Origin of the sequence: Yinghuangia sp. YIM S09857, assembly GCF_051388915.1 — a bacterium.
Classification (GTDB): Bacteria; Actinomycetota; Actinomycetes; order Streptomycetales; family Streptomycetaceae; genus Yinghuangia.
This window is the reverse complement of sequence record NZ_JBPKBH010000004.1, coordinates 516077-533355: the sequence shown is the minus strand read 5'-3', so window position 1 is coordinate 533355 and position 17279 is coordinate 516077. Positions and strand designations below refer to the sequence as shown.

The 17279-nt window shown below is 72.2% G+C and carries 16 protein-coding genes; 6 read left to right on the top strand and 10 right to left on the bottom strand.

What is annotated here, in order from left to right:
- The first annotated feature begins 253 nt into the window (after window positions 1–253).
- The gene (locus ACRX5S_RS11265; RefSeq protein ID WP_436772704.1) at window positions 254–955 is read left to right on the top strand and encodes an SGNH/GDSL hydrolase family protein; all 702 of its coding nucleotides are present in this window, start codon (window positions 254–256) and stop codon (window positions 953–955) included.
- A 138-nt stretch (window positions 956–1093) separates the two neighbouring features.
- On the opposite strand, the gene ACRX5S_RS11260 is transcribed toward ACRX5S_RS11265, so the two are convergent.
- From ACRX5S_RS11260 to ACRX5S_RS11240, 5 genes are all read right to left on the bottom strand, one after another.
- A complete protein-coding gene (locus ACRX5S_RS11260; protein WP_436772703.1) occupies window positions 1094–2437 on the bottom strand; it encodes an NAD(P)/FAD-dependent oxidoreductase in 1344 nt (447 codons plus the stop codon).
- Between the two features lie 146 nt (window positions 2438–2583).
- Window positions 2584–3894, bottom strand: coding sequence for an MFS transporter (locus ACRX5S_RS11255; RefSeq protein ID WP_436772702.1), 1311 nt, complete (start codon window positions 3892–3894; stop codon window positions 2584–2586).
- 286 nt (window positions 3895–4180) lie between these two features.
- Complete coding sequence (locus ACRX5S_RS11250; RefSeq protein WP_436772701.1) at window positions 4181–4789, bottom strand: DJ-1/PfpI family protein; 609 nt, start codon at window positions 4787–4789, stop codon at window positions 4181–4183.
- Window positions 4790–5063: 274 nt separating this feature from the next.
- On the bottom strand, window positions 5064–6089 hold the full coding sequence (locus ACRX5S_RS11245; RefSeq protein ID WP_436772700.1) for an LLM class flavin-dependent oxidoreductase: 1026 nt from the start codon (window positions 6087–6089) through the stop codon (window positions 5064–5066).
- A gap of 95 nt (window positions 6090–6184) precedes the next feature.
- On the bottom strand, window positions 6185–7039 hold the full coding sequence (locus tag ACRX5S_RS11240) for an SDR family NAD(P)-dependent oxidoreductase (protein ID WP_436772699.1): 855 nt from the start codon (window positions 7037–7039) through the stop codon (window positions 6185–6187).
- A gap of 124 nt (window positions 7040–7163) precedes the next feature.
- Between ACRX5S_RS11240 and ACRX5S_RS11235 the strand changes: the two genes are divergently transcribed.
- The gene (locus ACRX5S_RS11235; protein ID WP_436772698.1) at window positions 7164–7652 is read left to right on the top strand and encodes a MarR family winged helix-turn-helix transcriptional regulator; all 489 of its coding nucleotides are present in this window, start codon (window positions 7164–7166) and stop codon (window positions 7650–7652) included.
- Between the two features lie 169 nt (window positions 7653–7821).
- Here ACRX5S_RS11235 and ACRX5S_RS11230 read toward each other — a convergent pair whose 3' ends face one another.
- Both ACRX5S_RS11230 and ACRX5S_RS11225 read right to left on the bottom strand, forming a co-directional pair.
- Window positions 7822–8400, bottom strand: a complete 579-nt coding sequence (locus ACRX5S_RS11230; RefSeq protein ID WP_436772697.1) for a hypothetical protein — start codon at window positions 8398–8400, stop codon at window positions 7822–7824.
- Between the two features lie 175 nt (window positions 8401–8575).
- Window positions 8576–9313, bottom strand: a complete 738-nt coding sequence (locus tag ACRX5S_RS11225; protein ID WP_436772696.1) for a class I SAM-dependent methyltransferase — start codon at window positions 9311–9313, stop codon at window positions 8576–8578.
- A gap of 98 nt (window positions 9314–9411) precedes the next feature.
- Between ACRX5S_RS11225 and ACRX5S_RS11220 the strand changes: the two genes are divergently transcribed.
- Window positions 9412–10215 (top strand): enoyl-CoA hydratase, encoded by an 804-nt coding sequence (locus tag ACRX5S_RS11220; protein ID WP_436772695.1) that lies wholly within the window; start codon window positions 9412–9414, stop codon window positions 10213–10215.
- Here ACRX5S_RS11220 and ACRX5S_RS11215 read toward each other — a convergent pair.
- A complete protein-coding gene (locus ACRX5S_RS11215; protein WP_436772694.1) occupies window positions 10172–11155 on the bottom strand; it encodes a DMT family transporter in 984 nt (327 codons plus the stop codon). The genes ACRX5S_RS11220 and ACRX5S_RS11215 overlap by 44 nt on opposite strands.
- Before the next feature lie 70 nt (window positions 11156–11225).
- Between ACRX5S_RS11215 and ACRX5S_RS11210 the strand changes: the two genes are divergently transcribed.
- Complete coding sequence (locus tag ACRX5S_RS11210) at window positions 11226–12137, top strand: LysR family transcriptional regulator (protein ID WP_436772693.1); 912 nt, start codon at window positions 11226–11228, stop codon at window positions 12135–12137.
- An 829-nt stretch (window positions 12138–12966) separates the two neighbouring features.
- Complete coding sequence (locus ACRX5S_RS11205) at window positions 12967–13251, top strand: hypothetical protein (RefSeq protein ID WP_436772692.1); 285 nt, start codon at window positions 12967–12969, stop codon at window positions 13249–13251.
- A gap of 252 nt (window positions 13252–13503) precedes the next feature.
- On the opposite strand, the gene ACRX5S_RS11200 is transcribed toward ACRX5S_RS11205, so the two are convergent.
- Together ACRX5S_RS11200 and ACRX5S_RS11195 are read right to left on the bottom strand one after the other, a co-directional pair.
- On the bottom strand, window positions 13504–14148 hold the full coding sequence (locus ACRX5S_RS11200) for a response regulator transcription factor (RefSeq protein WP_436772691.1): 645 nt from the start codon (window positions 14146–14148) through the stop codon (window positions 13504–13506).
- 126 nt (window positions 14149–14274) lie between these two features.
- On the bottom strand, window positions 14275–15693 hold the full coding sequence (locus ACRX5S_RS11195; protein ID WP_436772690.1) for a sensor histidine kinase: 1419 nt from the start codon (window positions 15691–15693) through the stop codon (window positions 14275–14277).
- Between the two features lie 354 nt (window positions 15694–16047).
- Here ACRX5S_RS11195 and ACRX5S_RS11190 point away from each other — a divergent pair, with 354 nt between their 5' ends.
- On the top strand, window positions 16048–17190 hold the full coding sequence (locus ACRX5S_RS11190; RefSeq protein WP_436772689.1) for an alpha/beta hydrolase: 1143 nt from the start codon (window positions 16048–16050) through the stop codon (window positions 17188–17190).
- Window positions 17191–17279 lie beyond the last annotated feature (89 nt).

Genomic DNA, 17279 nt, shown 5'->3' with positions numbered 1-17279 from the left:
GTCAGTGGTCGCAGCCTGGGCGCCCCGCCCGCCCGAGCGGTCACGCGCCCCGGGCGCAGCGCCTTCACGGACCGCTGCGCCTTCGCGGAGCGCAGCTCCTTCGCCGAGCGCCGCGGTTTCGCCACGGGCGGCCGGTTCACCGAGGGCGGCGGACTCACCACGTGCACCGCGTCTGCTGTGCGAGGGACGGGGGTTCATACGCCCATCCTGCCATCCTTGCCATAAAAGCACGAACGGTCGTACGTTTTCTTTCATGACCGTGACCCAGCAAGACCTCGCCCTCCCCCACCCGCTCCCCCTCACCGAGGAGACCGACCCCTCCTGCCTGTCCCCCGCCAAAGCCGCACGGATGCTCGCCGACGCACCGTGGCGGCGCTTCGCCGTCATCGGCGACAGCCTGTCCGCGGGCACCGGGGAGCCCACCCCCGGATACACCACCATGGGCTGGCCGGACCGGGTCGCCGACGTCCTGCGGCGCGTCCGGCCCGAACTGGCGTACCTCAACACGGCCCGGGTCGGAGCGACGACGGACAGGGTGCTGGCCACACAGGCCGAGCACCTGGCCGCATTCCGCCCGGACCTGGTGCACGTGCCGAGCGGCGCGAACGATCTGTTCCGGATCGTCCCCGACTTCGCCGAGATCGAACGCTCACTCGGCCTCCTGTACGCGGCCGCCGCCGCAACAGGCGCACGGCTCACGGCATTCACGTTCGGCCGCGCCTTCGTCGTGCCGCGCTTCCCCGACTGGACGGACCGGGTGCGCACGATGAACGGCATCGTCCGCGAACTCGCCGCCGACCACAACGCGGTGCTCGTCGAAATGTGGGACCACCCGGTCAACGACCGCCCAGGCCTTGTCGGTTCGGACGGCATCCACTTCAGGACGTCCGGCCAGGCGGTGCTGGCGGCCGAGGTGGTCAAGGCCCTCGCGCGGGCGGCAGCGGCCGAACGCTGAACAACACCGGCCGCGTCAGCCACCGGAACAGGGCGGGCACACCGAAACGCACGGACCGCACCGACCACCCGGCCGCGTCGACACCTCGACAGCCTCGACAGTCTCGACAGCGTCAACGACGCGCACGCCCACCCGCACTCACGCCCGAGTCTGCTCCGCCAACTCCTCGCGCGACAGATACGAATGCGCGTGCTCGAAGTCCGACAGCGACCCCGTCCGCCCCGACAGGAACCCGAGCCGGACGAAGTCGTCGCCCGCGACCGCGTGCAGTGTCCAGTTCGCCCCCACCCGCGCCCTCGCGCGGAACGACGGCAGGGCCATCAAGTGGTACCCGCGCGTGATCGCCTGGGCCGGCAGGCCCCGCAGTTCGCGGCCGAGCGGACGCGCCACGGCCTCGGTGCCGCCGAGGTCGACGACCAGGCCGAGGTCCTTGTGCATGAACTCCTTGAACGGCTTGCTCTTGATCGCCGCGACGACGTTGTGGGCCGCGATCTTCGCCTGCCGCATGGCGTACTGCGCGGTCGGCGGGCATACGGCGCCGTCCCCCTTGTCCAGGTCCGGCACGGCCGCCGCGTCGCCGAGGGCGAAGACGTCCCGCCGCCCCGCGATGGCGAGGTCCGCGCCGACCGCGAGCCGCCCGCGGACCGTCTCGGCGCCGAGGGTCGCGATCAGCGGGCTCGCCGCGACACCCGCGGTCCACACGAGGGTGCGGCACGGCAGTACATCGCCGCTGGTCAGCGTGACGGCGTCCGAGGTGACCTCGCTGACGCTGGTCTCCAGGCGGACGTCCACCCCTCGCCGCGCGAGGATCTCCAGCGCCGCCCGGCCCAGGTTCTCGCCCAGTTCCGGCATGAGCCGGGGCGCGACGTCGACGACCGTCCAGCGCACCTGGGACGGGTCCAGGCGTGGGAAATGGTCGAGGGCGGACGTGGTCACCATTTCGAGGCAGGCGGCCGTCTCCACGCCCGCGTAGCCCCCGCCCACCACCACGAACTGGCAGCGTGCGCGGCGCTCGCTCTCGTCGGAGCTGGAGTTCGCGAGTTCGAGCTGCGCGATGACGTGGTCCCGCAGCGCCACGGCCTCGGCGAGGTTCTTCATGCCGCGGCCGTATTTGTCGAGGCCGGGGATGTCGAACGTCCGCGTGACGCTTCCGGGGCTGAGCACGATGTGGTCGTACGGCACGTTGACGACCTCGCCGGTGATCTTGCGGACCACGCAGACCCGCGCGTCGAGGTCGACGCCTATCGCGCCGCCGGGCACGATGTGGGTGCGCTTGAGCATGCGGTACAGCGGGACGGCGATGGACCGCGACGAGATGACGCCCGCGGCGACGTGCGGCAGCAGGGGCAGGTACAGCATGTATCCGCCGGGGCTGATCAGCGTGATGTCGGCGTCCTGCGGTGCGAGCGATCTCTCCAGATGCCGTACGGTCTCGAACCCGGCGAACCCCGCGCCGACCACGACCACTCGGGACTGCTGCATCGGTGCCCCTCGTCGGTAGACAGCCGGGCGAAATGCCGCCCGGTTTGCTCAAACATAGGTCGGTTTGTAGTGGCCGACATCTTGAGCGGACGCGGGCGAGGGCCCCGGCACGGGGTGCCGAGCGGCAGGTCGGCCGGGGTGTCGCGCTACTTTGCGGCGGTACGCGAACGGCCCAGTGCGTACCCGCCGACGACCGCGAGGACGGGCAGCACGATCATGCCCGCGGCGGCGTTGAGGCCGCCGTACCCCGCCACGCCGAGCACCGAGCCCGACAGTGCGCCGCCGGCCGCGCCGGCGAGGTTCATCATGAGGTCCGACATGCCCTGGACGCGCGGCCGCTCGCGCTGCGGCACCGACTCGGCCAGCAGCGACGAGCCCGCAACCATCGAGCACGACCAGCCGAGGCCCAGCAGCACCAGGCCGACCACCGTCAAGGGGACCGTACGCCCCGACAAGCCGGCGACCAGTACCGCCCCGAGCAGGATCAGCTGGCCCGCCACGATCACCGGAATGCGGCCCAGTTTGTCCGCGGCCCAGCCGACGAGCGGCGAGAAGGCGTACATGCCCGCGATGTGCAGGCTGATGGTCAGGCCGACGATCGTGAGGTCGGCACCGTGCTCCCGCATGTGCACGGGGGTCATCGTCATCACGGAGACCATGACGGCGTGGCCGAGGACGACCGACGCCAGGGCGAGCGTGGCGGCACGGGACTCGCGTACGACGGCCCAGGAGGACCGGGTGGCGGGCGGCTTGGCGGGGGTGGGGAGGGGTCCCACCGGGGGTGTGTCGGCCGGGGACCCGTCGGCCGCTGCGTGGTCTGCGGTGTGGTCTGCGGCGGCCAGGGTGCGCGCGACGAGGAGCGGGTCCGGGCGTAGCAGGACCCACATCATGAGGCCGCCTGCCGCGAAGGACACGGCGGAGAAGACGTACGGCCCCGCAAGCTCCGGGAGGCCGAGGAAGCGCCCGACGGCCGCGCCCGGCGTGTTGAGGTTGGGCCCGAGGACGGCGCCGACGGTTGTCGACCACACGACGATCGCGAGGGACCGGGCGCGGGTCGCGTCGTCGGCGAGGTCGGCGGCGGCGTAGCGGGACTGGAGGTTTGCCGCCGATCCGGCGCCGAAGACGACGAAGGCCACGAGCAGGGCCGGGAACCAGCCGAGGACCGCGGCGAGGATGACGCCGAGTGCGCCTACTGTCGCGGCGGCCCAGCCGGAGGCGAGGGCGATCCGGCGGCCGCGCGCGTCCGCGAGTCTGGCCAGGGGTATTGCGCACAGGCCCGCGCCCAGAGTGATGGCGGTGACAGCGAGCCCGGACAGCGCGCGCGAACCCGACAGGTCCTCGGCGAGGAGCCCGCTGACGGCGAGGGACGAGCCGACGCCGATACCGCCGACGATCTGGGCGAGCACAAGGTTGCGTACGGTGCGCCGCTGGATGTGGGCGAGGTCGTGCGCGGCCATGCGGTCGGCGCTTAGGGGGTGGGTGGCTAGTCGATCGGTGGCTATCGGGTCAGTGGCAATGGGGTCGGTAGACATGGGGGCGGTAGATATGGAGTCGACGCCTACCGAGTCGTCGGTAATGGGGGTGGCGGTACTGGGGGCGGACGTACTGGGGGCGGACGTACTGGGGGCGGACGTACTGGGGGCGGACGTACTGGGGGTGGCGGTACTGGGCGCGGCCGTACTCGGGGCGGCCGCAATGCGATCGGTGGGCGCTGCCGAATCCGCCTGCTCTTGTGTCGTCATTTCAGCGCGGCGCCGCCGCGCCGGTGCGGACCGCCGCCATGATCCGCTCGACGGTCTCGGCCTTCTCCCCGACGGGAGCCGCGTACTCGATCGCGGCGCGGGCGGCGTCGTCGCCGAGGGTGCGTGCGATCGTCCACGCCGCGAGGTACTGCGACGCGAGGCAGCCGCCCGCGGTGGCGATGCGGCCTTCGGCGTGGAACGGGGCGTCCAGCACGGTCACGCCGCACTCCTCCACCCACGGGCGCGTGGTCGTGTCGGTGCACGCGGGCATGGCGTCGAGCAGGCCGAGACGGGCGAGTACGAGGGCGCCCGAGCACTGGGAGCCGATCAGTTGCCGCTCGGGGTCGACGGGCAGGCGGGCGATCAGGGAGTCGTCGGCGACGACGTCGCGCGTCTTGATGCCGCTGCCGATCAGGACCACGTCGGCGTCGGCGATGAATTCGAGCGGGCGCTGCCCGGTCACCTCGACGCCGTTCATCGACGTGACGACCGGGGCGGGGGTGGTGATGTAGGCGCTCAGGCCCTGCGAGCGGCACCGGTTGACGAGGGCCGACGCGATGAAGCTGTCGAGCTCGTTGAATCCGTCGAAGGTGACCACAGCGACCTGCATGAACCACTCCCGGGCAAGGCCGACCGCGTGCCCGGAGGGGCCGTCCCTGTGGCGGACGGCCTCCCGGACCGAGACCGGCGAGGACAATTGCGTCGCCAGTCTCACATGCCGCGTTTGGCCGGTCACCGGCCAATTGCGTGCGGGTGGCCCGGACCGTGCCGCGCACAGGGCCCGCCCGACGCCCGCCCCGACGCCCTGCGCCGCCGCGAACGCCTGGGACGCCCGCCGCGCCACCGCGTCACGAGACCTGTCACGACACCCGTCACGACACCTGTCACGCCGCGAACGCGGGAATCACCTCGCGCCCGAACAGCTTCACCATCGCGGCGATTTCCTCGAACGTCCCGAGCGACGCGCGCGCGACGTTTCCGGGCAGTCCCGCGCCGAAGGCGGCGTGCACGTGTTCGCAGCCGGTGGCGTCCCGATACGCCCGCACCTGGGCGATGACGTCGTCGGGCGCGCCCCACAGGAGCCGGTCCGCGGCGATCTCCTCCGGCGGTACGTGCTCGCCCGCGTCCAGGCGGGCGAACAGGTCCTTCTCGGTGTCGTCCTCGGCCGACTCGCGCCAGTGCTCCATGAGGCCGCCCACGTAGTGCGGGAGGACGTCGCGGGCGACCTGCTCGCGATCGGCGCCGAGCCAGGCGTAGCGGCGCAGGATCCAGTCGGGCCGGGTGCCGTGCGCGGCGCAGGAGGCGCGGTAGACGTCCAGGCAGGACCGGGCCTTGGCGAGGGACTGCACGGGGCCGCACAGCCACGCGTCGCCGAGCCGGGCGGCGCGGTCGACGGCGGCGTCGGCGACGCCCGCGACCCACAGCGGCGGGTGCGGGTCCTGCACTGGGCGCGGGTGCACGGTGAGTTCGGGGAAGGACCAGAACTTGCCCTCGTAGCCCTGGTCTTCGGTGGTCCAGACGTGGCGCAGGATCTTCAGCGCCTCTTCCATGCGAGCGCCGCGCTGCCGGAACTCCGAGCCGTGCACCTGGTATTCGAGCGGCCACCAGCCCATGCCGACGCCGAGCGAGACGCGTCCTCCGGAGATCTGGTCGATGAGGGCGACCTGTTCGGCGACGCGTACGGGGTGGTGCACGGGGAGTTGGAAGATGCCGGTGCCCACGCGGAGGGTGTCGGTGCGGGCCGCCACGGTGGCGAGGAAGGTCAGCGGGTCGGCGAGGTTGCCGGGCATGAAGTGGTGGTGGCCGATGGTGACGGTGGTGAACCCCGACTCCTCGGCGATCCGCGCGAGTTCGTACGTCTCGCGGTACGGGTCCCGTGCGCCCGCGTCGAACAGGAGGGGCAGGGACATCGAGAACTCCACGAGTTCCCCTTTCTCGGCTTTCTCGTCCGCGCGGCGGCGGACCGGAGGTTGACGGGCCATCAACCGGGGCGTGCTGCGGTCGGTCAGTGGACGACGGCCGTGGTCCCGCCGTCGACGACGAGGTGTGTGCCGGTGATGAAGCTCGCCTCGCTGCCGAGCAGGAACCGTACGGCGCCGGCGACTTCGTGTGGTCGACCGAGGCGCTTCATCGGGTTGCCGCCCTCCATTCGGGCGCGCGTCCCGGACTTCGCGAACGCGGGTGCCAGCATGGGCGTTTCGATGTAGCCGGGGCAGACGGCGTTGACCCGGATGCCGTCGGTGGCCAGCGACGCGGCGAGCGAGCGGGTGAGGCCCAGCATCCCGGCCTTGGCGGCGCAGTACGCGGGGTTGGCGGCGTTGCCGGAGAGGGCGTTGATGGAGGCGATGCCGACGACGGCCGATCCGTCGTGGGTGCGCAGGTCGCCGAGCATGGCGCGGGTGATCAGGGCGTACGCGCGCAGGTTGACGTCGACGACCGGCTCCCAGCTCGCGTCGTCCAGGCCGTCGGGGCCGCGTCCGTCGACCACTCCGGCGGCGTGCACGAGTCCGCCGAGGCTGCCGATGGTGCCACGGGAGGCGTCCAACGCCGTTTCGTAGGAGTCCAGTTCGCGGACGTCGACGGCGAGGCCGACGGTCTTGGTGCCGCTTTCGGCGGCGATCCGCGCGGCCTGCGTCTCGGCCGCGTCGCCGTCGATGTCCCACAGCGCGACCGGTCGTCCGGAGGCCGCGAGTGCCTCGGCTGTCGCGAGTCCGATCCCCGACGCGCCGCCGGTGACGACGACCCCGGTGGTGAGGTGGTCGGTTTCGGGAGTGTGCGCCATGGTGGTCCGCCCCTTGTCCAGATCGGTGGTGGTGTTGCCGTGGTCCCCGCGCCGTGCCGCGCCCAATGGTGCTGCCACACCTCTTGGCGGCGCGTCGTTCGGGCCGTGCCGTTCGGGCCGCCCAGTTCCCCCGGGCGGGCGGCGTTCCCCCATCCCCGTACCGTTGTCTAGCACTTAATTTGCGTGATATCAATCAACCATTATGGAAACACCGACCCCTGGTCCCCCGTCCCGCGAGGCACGCGGCCAGTCGCTGGAGGACGTGCACCGCGCCCTTGAGGCGCTGCTCGCGTCCACCCGCGGCGCCCGCCTGCACCGCGAACTGGCGGCGCGCGCGGGCGGTTCGCTCACCCGCGCCGAGTCGTTCCTGCTGGGCAACATCGTGGCCTACGGGCCGCTGCGGCTGTCCGCGCTGGCCGACCTGACCGGCCAGGACCGCTCGATCACCAGTCGGCAGGTGGACATCCTCATCAAGGCGGACCTGGTCCGCCGTACCCCCGATCCCGACGACGGCCGCGCCCACCTGCTCGTCCCGACCGACGCCGGGCAGCAGATGTCGCGCAACATGCGCGCGGTGTGGTCGACGTGGCTCCAGGACTCGCTGGGCACCTGGTCCGACGCGGACCTCGCGCAACTGGCCGGGCTGATGCTGCGCCTGGGACGCGACCTGCGGGGCACCCGGGAGCCGTAGGCCGGACGAAGTCCCCGGGCACGACGGGTAGTTCGTCCCGCCTGGGAACCGCCCCGAGGCGACGACCAGGCCGTGAGCGAAAATAGAAGACCGGCCGCGGACGTGCGCGGCCGGCCGGGGCGGGCGGTGTCCTCAGGTCCGGTTCAGTTCCCCGTCGGGCGGGTCCGGGTCATGTCTGGGCGCGGATCGCGCGGTCCGCGATCTGCTTGAGGGTCGCGTGCACGACGGACGGGTCGTAGCCCGCGCCCTGGTAGCGCACGAACACGACGGTGCTCTGGTGCCGGACGACCACTGCGCCGTGCGTCGGACCGTACTCGCCGCCCGGCTCGAAGCAGTCGACCATCGCGAACTCCGGTTCGGTCACCGGTGGTTCGGAGCACGTCGAGGTGGTCGTGGCACTGCGCGCGGACTGGTACTCGGCCTTGGCCTGCTCCTGCCCGGTGCGCGCGGGCGTGCGCTGCTTGTCGTTCTTCTTGGCGTCGGCGAAGCTCGTCCACTCGATCCGGAGGGTCCCCCACCGCGGCTCCTTCTTGGCGGCCTCGGTCGCGGCGGACTCGCAGTAGGCGCTGGACGACGCGCTGCCGCTGTGCGTGTCGTCGGAGGTCGGCGGTCCGACGCCCAGCACCGCCCGTTCCTCCTGCAACACCAGGTCGCAGGGGGCGCCCGGGGCCGCGGCGGCGCCCTTGGTGGCACTCGCCTTGCCGCAGCCGGACAGGACCAAGGCGAGGACCGAGGCCGTGGCGGCCACCGTCCATACGCCGGTCTTTCGGTGTGTCCCGGTACCTACCGTCTGCTCGGTCGTTCCGGTATTGCCGTGCGCGGACCGGCGCATCGAACCCCCTCGCTCCCAGGTGGCGCCACAGCATGCCAGGCGTCACGTGCAGGATGAAAGTCCTTGTCCGGGAAGCGAAATCGTTGGCCGGTTACGTGTGCGGGGCAGCTTTCCGCTGCCACACCATCGCGCATGCGAAGCCGAGGTCGGTGAACCGCGCGCCCGGGAAGACCTCCCCGTACCTCCGCTCGTACTGCGCCCGCGTCAGGTACCGGTCGCTGAGCAGGTGGGCGAGCCACGGGCGGCTGGTGCGGAAGCGGTAGAGCCACCAGGCGTCGCGCGCGCCGAGCCGGGCGATGTCGCGCGGCAGCTCGTACGCGGCGCCCGTGAGGTACGCCCAGCGTGCGGGCGTCGCCTGCGCCGCCACGTTGTCGACCAGGATCGCGGTGCCGCCGGGGCGGACCAGCCCGCGCAGGTGTTCGAGTGCCTTGTCGAGGTCCGGTACGTGGTGCAGCGTCGCCATGCTCACGACCAGGTCGAAGCCCGCCTCGTCGGCGACGTCGTGCAGGTCGACCGCCCGGTAGCTGACCCGGTGGTGGGAACGCCGCAGCCGCGCGGTCTCGATGAGCGCGCGGCTCAGGTCGGCGGCGACCACCTCGTCGTAGCTGTCGGCGAGGGCGTGCGCGTGGCGCCCCGAGCCGCACCCGGCGTCCAGCGCCCGGCCGCCCGCGGGGGCGAGGTCGACGATCTGGGTGTCGAGCCATTCGCCGAGCGGGTCGTGGAGATCGGAGTAGCGGTCGTAGTCGCCGGCGAAGGTGTCGAACGACTGGGGATCCGCGTACCCGCCGAGCATCCCGTGCTGCCCCTCTGTGCGCTCGCCTCTTGACATCGCGCCCCCGTACCGGTGCGCTTGGCCGTGATCATTGACACGATCAAGAACACCTGACCCGCCCTCAGTTCTTCCCGACCGCCCGAGGATGCCGCCCCATGTCGTTCGTGCTCATCGACAAGCCGCGCCCGCACGTCACCCTGATCACGCTCAACCGCCCCGAGCGGATGAACGCCATGGCGTTCGACGTGATGGTCCCTTTCCGTGAGGCCCTTGAGGAGGTCAGTGCGGACAACGATACGCGGGTGGTGGTGATCACCGGCGCGGGGCGCGGCTTCTGTTCCGGGGCGGACCTGGAGAGCTCCGGGCGGATCCCCGGTATCAAGGGCCTGACCCGGACGAGCATCGCGCGGCGGTCGATGGAGATCCTCGACGACGTGATCCTGGGCCTGCGCAAAATGCACCAACCGGTCATCGGCGCGATCAACGGCGCGGCCATCGGCGGCGGGTTCTGCCTCTCGGTCGCGACCGACATCCGCATCGCCTCGGACGCCGCGTACTTCCGCGCCGCCGGCATCAACAACGGCCTGACCGCGACCGAGCTCGGCATCAGCTACCTGCTGCCGCGCGCCATCGGCTCGTCGCGCGCGTTCGAGATCATGCTGTCCGGCCGCGACGTGGAAGCCGCCGAGGCCGAGCGCATCGGCCTGGTCTCGCGCGTGGTGCCGGAGGAGAAGCTGCTCGACGAGTGCTTCGACCTCGCGGAGCGCATCATCGGGTTCAGCCGTGTGGGCGTCGAGATCACCAAGCGCATGCTGTGGTCGGGCCTGGAGGCCGGGAGCATGCAGGCGCACATGGACGCCGAGGGGCACGCGCAGCTGTACGTCCGGCTGACGACGCAGAACTTCGAGGAGGCGATCATCGCGCGGAAGGAGAAGCGGGTTCCGGAGTACAAGGACTGACCAGGGCGGATGTGCCGGAGGCGGCGGGCGGCCGACGGGGGTCCGCCGGCTCGGCGGCATGCGGGCGGGCCACGCGTACCGTCTTCGCGGGACGCGTGGCCAGCCACGAACCGGCGAGGATCAGCGCCGTACCGCCCGCGATCGACGCGCTCAGCTTCTCGTCGAGGACCAGCACGCCGAGCAGCACCGCGACGACGGGGTTGATGTACGTGATGAGCGCCGCGCGTCCGGCACCCGCCTCGGCGATCAGCGCGTAGAACGCCAGGAACGCGAGCGCGGTGCAGACCAGCCCGAGCGCCGCCAGGGACCCGGTGGCCCTCGCGCTCGGCATCGCCGCGGGTGCGGTGGCGATCGCGAACGGCATCAGCAGGATCGTGGTGATGCTCATCGTCGACGCCGCGAGCGCCACCGGCGGGACATCGGACAGGTGGCGCTTGACGATCAGCGTCGCGCAGGCGTACCCGAGCGTCGCCAGCAGCACCATGCCCGCGCCGAGCAGGCCGAGGCGGTCGCCGGTCAGGTCGAAGCCGACCAGGGTGCCCACCCCGCCGAGGCCGACGGCCAGGCCGACCGCGCGGAGCCCGGTGACGCGCTCGGACGCGTCGGCCTTCAGCGCGATGAGCGCGATCATGATCGGCTGGGCGGCGATGAGCAGCGCGGTCAGCGAGGACGAGATGTGCACCTCGCCGTAGGTGATCAGCAGGAACGGCCCCGCCACATGGGTCAGTGCCAGCACCAGGACGATCCGCACGCGCCCGCGCAGCGTGCCGAACGCGCGGCGGTGCAGCGCCAGCGGCACCAGGACGGCGGCGGCGATCGCGGTCCGCGTGACCACGACGACCGGGGCCGAGACCTCCTCGACGGCGATCTTGATGAACAGGTACGAGATGCCCCACACGACCGACATCGCGGCGAAGAGTGCCCATGCCTTCTTTGTCATGCCTCGATCCTGGTCGCGTAGGGTCGACAGCAGAAGTATCGAACTGCTTCACGGGCATTAAGGGGATCTGATGATCGACGTGCACCGTCTGAAGATCCTCCGCGAGGTGTCCGAGCAGGGCAGCTTCGCACGGGCCGCCGCCGCGCTGATGCTCACACCGTCCGCGGTCTCCCAGCAGGTCGCCGCCCTCGAACGCTCGCTCGGGCGACCGGTGGTCGAGCGCAGTACGCGCGGCGTCACGCTGACGGAGTCGGGGCGGGTGTTGGTGGAGGCGGCGGAGACGGTCGCGGCCGAGCTGGCGGCGGCGCAGGAGCGCATCGACCGGTTGGCGGAGGGGCGTACCGGCACGCTGAGCGTGGCGACGTTCACCAGCGCCGGGCAGGCACTGCTGCCGCCCGCGCTGATCGCGCTGAACGCGTCGCACCCGGACGTCGAGCTGACCGTGACGGAGGCGGAGCCGGAGGACGCCGCCGAGTTGGTCCGGTCGGGGCGGGCCGACCTGGGGCTGACGTACCACTTCGGGCACGCGCCGGCGACGCCGCGCCTGACGCTCATGCCGCTGATGAACGAGCAGATCTGGCTCGTGCTGCCGCGTGGCCACCGGCTGGCCGGGCGGCGCACCCTGCGCATCGCGGAACTCGCGGACGAGCGCTGGATCGACGGCTGCGGCGCGGCGGGCGCCCCGCTGGCCCGGGCGTCCGGCATGGCGGGCTTCCAGCCGTCGGTGGTGTGCACGAGCACGGACTACCTGTTCACGCAGTCGCTCGTCGAGGCCGGTGTGGGCTTCGCGCTGATCCCGCGCATCGCGCTGGCGACGCACCGTGAGGGGCTGGCCTTCGTGGCGCTCGAACAGCCGCGCCCGACACGGCACATCGGCGTCGTGACGGCGCGCCGGCGCTGGGCGCAGCCGCTGGTGGAGGCGTTGGTCGAGGCGCTGCGGGACGCGGTGCACACGATCGCGCCGGATCCTCGGGAGGGGTGACGGGCGGGCGGTCCGGGCGGCCGGTCGGGGGTGGATCGGCCCGGTGCGCTTGACCGACACCGTCGTCGCCCGGCACACCCGCCCCGCGGACGGCCTCGGGCCCCAAGTCCGCCTCGATCGCCACCGCATCCTCGGGAGGGGTGAGGGGCTCGGGGCGGGATGCGCCCGGTCGGCTTGTCCGACGAATCGTGTGCGGGTGGGGTCAACCGAGTGGATTTCGTGGTCCGCGCGGGTGACTGGGTGCTGCCCATGTGCGTGGTGGCGCCGTTGCGGATGGCAGACGCCTCGCAGGAGGTCTGCCCATGCACGGTACTTCGCGGTCCAGCGGTCGCGGCGCGACGGGCGCGGTGCTGTGCGCAATCCTCGTCGTGCTCTTGGCCGTGGCTTCGGCGACGGCCTTGGTGCTGCTGCCGGGGGCGGGAACGCCGGGCGGTGCTGGTGTCGAGGGCGGGCGGGGCGTCGCGGGTAGCGGGGCTGCCGGGAGTTCTGGCGGTGCCGGGAGCACTGGGAGTTCCGGCGGTTCCCTGCCCGGGGCGCCGTCGGTGCCCTCGGACGGGGCCGAGCAGACGGCTGCCGGTGCCGATGTCGAGGTGCGGGCGCCCGGGAGGCGTACGGCCCCTGCCGCGCCGCGGGTGGTGCGTCCGGCCCGGCCGGTGGTGGATGTCGTCGTACCGCCGCCGTACAGCCCGATCGCGCCGGGCGCTCCCCCGGCTCCGCCGGCGGATGCGCGGTGCCTGCGCTGCGCGGTGATGCGCTGCTGAGGGGACGGCTCTGCCGCATCGTCCCGCTCTTCAGCACACCATCGCACAATGCAAGGACCTGATCTGCCATGCCCATTGATCCCTTCACCGCCCTGAACGCCATGCTCCGCGCCGAAGCCGCACGCAACGCCCTCCCCTCCGCCGACGCCCTGCGCGACGCTGCCGCGGACGGGGAGGGCGGGAAGCGGCAACGTGAACAGGCGGAATCCGGCCGGGAGTCCGGCCGGACGCCCAGCCGGGACTCGGCTGCGGAATCCGCGTCCGGCCGCTCGGTGTCGGCGAGTTCGTCGGCGGCGCGTGGGCTGTCGGCGCGCGAACGGTCGGAACGCACGGCCTCGCGTACGCGTTCGTAGGCGTCCCGCCCACTCGTACGCCGTTCCCTCGCGCGCGGGCGCGGACGGCGCCAAGCGGTACGAGGACTACGGCGATGCCGTTTCCTGGCGCGCGTGGGCGCGCGGCCACAACGCCCGGGGCCTCAACCCCGCGCTGCGCGGGCACCCTCGCGCGCGGACGGGCGGACACAACTGGCAGCGCAATGCAGGGCGCGGTCGCCGTCCCCGCGCGCGCGTGGGCGCGCGGGGGGACGGCGGGGCGCGCAGCTCGCGTCAGCCGCGCAGGTAGCGGAGTACGGCCATCACGCGCCGGTGGTCCTCGTCCGACGGGGGCAGGTCGAGCTTGGTGAAGATGCCGCCGATGTGCTTCTCGACCGCGCGGTCCGAGATGCGGAGGGCTTTGGCGATCGCGGCGTTGGAGCGTCCCTCGGCCATCTGGGCGAGCACGTCGCGTTCACGCGGCGTGAGGGTGTCCAGGGCGTCGACGCGGCGGCCCGCGCCGAGGAGTTGGCCGACAACCTCGGGGTCGAGTGCGGTGCCGCCCGCCGCCACGCGCTCCAGGGCGTCCATGAAGTCCCGTACGTCGACCACCCGTTCCTTGAGGAGGTAGCCGACCCCGGCGGCGTTCTCGGCGAGGAGGCGGGAGGCGTACCGCGTCTCGACGTACTGCGAGAAGACCAGGACGCCGGTCTGCGGGTACGCCCTCCGGACCTCGATCGCGGCGCGCAGCCCCTCGTCGGTGTGGGTGGGCGGCATGCGGATGTCGACGACGGCGACGTCCGGGCGGTGCTCGGCGACGGCCGCCAGCAGACCTTCCGCGTCGGGCAGGGCGGCGGGGACCTCGTGGCCGCGGTCGGTGATGAGTTGGACCAGGCCGTCGCGCAGGACTGCGGCGTCTTCGGCGATGACAATGCGCATGGCAGCGATGATGTCAGCCTCGCGTCCGCGGACCGTGGCACCGAGGCCGGGGGCGTCGCGGTCTCGGGTGCCGCTGAACGGGATGCCGGGGCGCGGGGTGCCACTGTACGGCGGGCCGGATGCGGTTCACGCCGCGGGGACCGGGAGTTCGACGGTGATCCGCGTCGGCCCGCCCGGCGGGCTCTCGATCGCCAGCGTGCCGTCGACCGTACGCACCCGCTCCGCGAGTCCGGCGAGGCCGCCGCCTTCGCGGAGGCGCGCGCCGCCGTTGCCGTTGTCCTCGACGCGGACGACCAGCGTGTCGCCGCGGCGCACGGCGTCCACGAGGATGCGGGTCGCGTCGCTGTGGCGTCCGGCGTTGGCGAGGAGTTCGGCGGCGCAGAAGTACGCGATCGACTCCAGGGACGCGGGCGGGCGTTGCGCGATGTCGGTGTGCAGGCCGACCGGGACGGCGCTGCCCGACGCGAGGGTGGCCAGTGCGGCGTCGAGCCCTTGGTCCAGGACGGGCGGATGGATGCCGCGCGCGAGGTCGCGGAGTTCGGTGATGGCGATGCGGGCGTTGCCGAGGGCGGAGTCCACGTGGGCCCGGGCCTTGGCGAGATCGGCGGCGCTGCCGGCGCCGTCGGCGGTGTTGTCTTGGTCGAGGCGTTCCTGCGCCTGGCTGAGGTGCATGGCGAGGGCGACGATGCGGGCCTGGGCGCCGTCGTGCAGGTCGCGCTCGATGCGGCGCAGCCGGGCGGCGGAGTCGTCGACCGCGATGGCGCGGGTCTCCTCCAGGTCGCGTAGGCGTTCGGAAACCTTGGTCGGGCCGAGCAGGGCCCGCATCAGCCAGATGTCGGCCCGGCTGATGAGCCGAATGGCCCACGGGGCGATGAGCAGGAGTGCGGCGCCGAACAGGCCGACGGCGATCAGTTCGTACCACGAGCCCATCAGGTTGCCCCCCAGGTTCACTCCGGCGCCGTCTCCGTTGTCGCCGCTCTGGGTGGGCTTCATCCAGATGGGATAGGTCAGGAGCAGGATGCCCATGCACCAGAAGATCCAGGTCGCGGCAAGCCCGGCGATGGCGACGGGCAGCCTGGCGACCAGGAACACGACGCCGCGCCAGCCCTCCGCATGCCCCAGCGCCGACCCGAGCCAGCCGAACGCGCCGGGGCGGGCCCGGAAGGGACGCGGACCCTCGATGTCGCGGCGCAGCAGCACCCGGGCAAGGCCCCGGTGCAGGGCGCCCTGGTAGCGGCCCAGCAGGATGATCCCGGCAAGCAGCGGGAGGCCGACCACCGTGATGGAGAGCGGCACCGACACCAGGAATCCGGCGCCGAAGACCAGCACCAGGACGAACGTCAGCGGCGACGCGACCGCAAAGTACGGCGCCTCGCGCAGCGAGCGGAGCCGTGTGGGCTCACGCAGGATGCGGAGCGCGTGTGCACGCTTGGCGGAGACGGTGCGGTCGGGACGGCCCGAGCCGCCGGAATGGTGGTCAACGCTGCCGGGAGTGCCGCCTGTGCTGCCGTCGGGCGCGTTGGCTGCGGAATACGCGGAGGACATGGCCACAATCGTGGCCTCGTTCCGGTCCCGGGCCCAGGGCGCGACCACCCGAAGGCAGGGTACGGCCTGCCCCACCATCGGACGTGCGGCCGCTACGCGCGGCAGCCGCGGACCGGGTGTCGCCGACTCGCCGTCAACGGGCGAGTTCCGGTCGAACTCCCCGTCCCTCCGGGGACTTTGCTTGACATCTCGTGCCGTGCGACCGAGCCTATGGCCGACCGGTCGGTCATTATCCGGGGAGCGGCTCTCGAACCGGATCGAACTGCCTTCCCCGTCAACTCCGTTGGTACCTCCGTTGGACCCCAAGCCTTGCGGCCGGACCCGTCCGTGCCGCCGACTTCGAGGAATCCACCTGTGAAACGAACCCTCGCCAAGTCCGCCGCCGCGCTCGCGGTCGCCATCGGCGCGGTCGCGACCGCGCTCGTCGGACCCTCCGCCGCGAACGCGGACACCACCACGCCGACCTCGCCCCCGGCCCTGAGCGACGCGTACGGGCTGACCCGACTCCCGACCGCGCCGAAGCCGAACGTCCCGAACACGGCCCACGACTTCGTGATCACCGTGTCGACCGCCGAGGTCGCCGGGACGGCGGTCAACGACGGAGGGCACCACATGCGGATCGTGCTGCCGTCGGACTACTACAGCAATCCGACCAAGCGCTATCCCGTGCTCTACCTGCTGAACGGCTCGACGCCCGACGCCGACGTCGCCACCTACTTCTCGGCCTACCCCGCGGTCGGCGGCTCGGCCGGGATGATCTTCGTGATGCCGGACGGCGGGCCGCGCGGCTGGTACTCGAACTGGCTCAACCAGAACAGCGCCGCCGGAGCCCAGCGCTGGGAGAACTTCCACATCAACCAGGTCATCCCGTTCATCGACCTGAACCTGCGCACGAAGGCCGACAAACAGAACCGCGCGGTCGCCGGGATCTCGATGGGCGGCTTCGGCGCCGTCCGGTACGCGGAACGCCACCCCGACCTGTTCTCCCAGGTCGCTTCGTTCTCCGGCGACCTCGATTTGTCGCGCGCGTCGATGGACCTGCGGATGGCCGTGGTCGCCTCCCTGACGACGCCGCTCTACACCCCCGTGGTCGGCAGCGACGACCTGTACGGGACCCCGTACCCGTTCTCGGTCAACTACCCCTACTCCGACGTCCTGTGGAACGACGCGAACCCGGGGGCGCACGCGGCGGCGCTGCAAGGCCTGGGCGTGTCGGTGTACGTGGGGAACGGCGGCGGCGGTCCGGTGCCGCCGGTCGAGGACGACGGCGACCCGTACGGCATGTTCTTCGAGTGGTGGCTGCAAGGCGCGAACCAGCACTTCAAGGCGGCGCTGGACGCCGCGGGCGTGCCCTCGTACTACGTGAACTACGGTGACGGCACCGGCACTCCGTGGGCCGAGTGCCGCGGCGGGCACAACTGGCTGTGCTGGAAGATCAGCCTGGACGACTACATCCCGCGTCTTCAGCAGGCGTTCGGGGTCACCGGGGCTGCGTGAGGCCCTGACTGCCGGCCTGGCTCCCTGGCGGCCAGGCCGGTCGTGTGGGCCCTGTCCGCGCCGCGTCGGGATCCGCCGGCGCGGCGCGG

Bases quoted from the DNA above. Each gene is read 5' to 3' on its own strand.
- ACRX5S_RS11265 (WP_436772704.1), top strand. From the start codon at position 254: ATGACCGTGACCCAGCAAGACCTCGCCCTCCCCCACCCGCTCCCCCTC.
- ACRX5S_RS11260 (WP_436772703.1), bottom strand. From the start codon at position 2,437: ATGCAGCAGTCCCGAGTGGTCGTGGTCGGCGCGGGGTTCGCCGGGTTC.
- ACRX5S_RS11255 (WP_436772702.1), bottom strand. From the start codon at position 3,894: ATGGCCGCGCACGACCTCGCCCACATCCAGCGGCGCACCGTACGCAAC.
- ACRX5S_RS11250 (WP_436772701.1), bottom strand. From the start codon at position 4,789: ATGCAGGTCGCTGTGGTCACCTTCGACGGATTCAACGAGCTCGACAGC.
- ACRX5S_RS11245 (WP_436772700.1), bottom strand. From the start codon at position 6,089: ATGTCCCTGCCCCTCCTGTTCGACGCGGGCGCACGGGACCCGTACCGC.
- ACRX5S_RS11235 (WP_436772698.1), top strand. From the start codon at position 7,164: ATGGAAACACCGACCCCTGGTCCCCCGTCCCGCGAGGCACGCGGCCAG.
- ACRX5S_RS11225 (WP_436772696.1), bottom strand. From the start codon at position 9,313: ATGTCAAGAGGCGAGCGCACAGAGGGGCAGCACGGGATGCTCGGCGGG.
- ACRX5S_RS11220 (WP_436772695.1), top strand. From the start codon at position 9,412: ATGTCGTTCGTGCTCATCGACAAGCCGCGCCCGCACGTCACCCTGATC.
- ACRX5S_RS11215 (WP_436772694.1), bottom strand. From the start codon at position 11,155: ATGACAAAGAAGGCATGGGCACTCTTCGCCGCGATGTCGGTCGTGTGG.
- ACRX5S_RS11210 (WP_436772693.1), top strand. From the start codon at position 11,226: ATGATCGACGTGCACCGTCTGAAGATCCTCCGCGAGGTGTCCGAGCAG.
- ACRX5S_RS11205 (WP_436772692.1), top strand. From the start codon at position 12,967: ATGCCCATTGATCCCTTCACCGCCCTGAACGCCATGCTCCGCGCCGAA.
- ACRX5S_RS11200 (WP_436772691.1), bottom strand. From the start codon at position 14,148: ATGCGCATTGTCATCGCCGAAGACGCCGCAGTCCTGCGCGACGGCCTG.
- ACRX5S_RS11195 (WP_436772690.1), bottom strand. From the start codon at position 15,693: ATGTCCTCCGCGTATTCCGCAGCCAACGCGCCCGACGGCAGCACAGGC.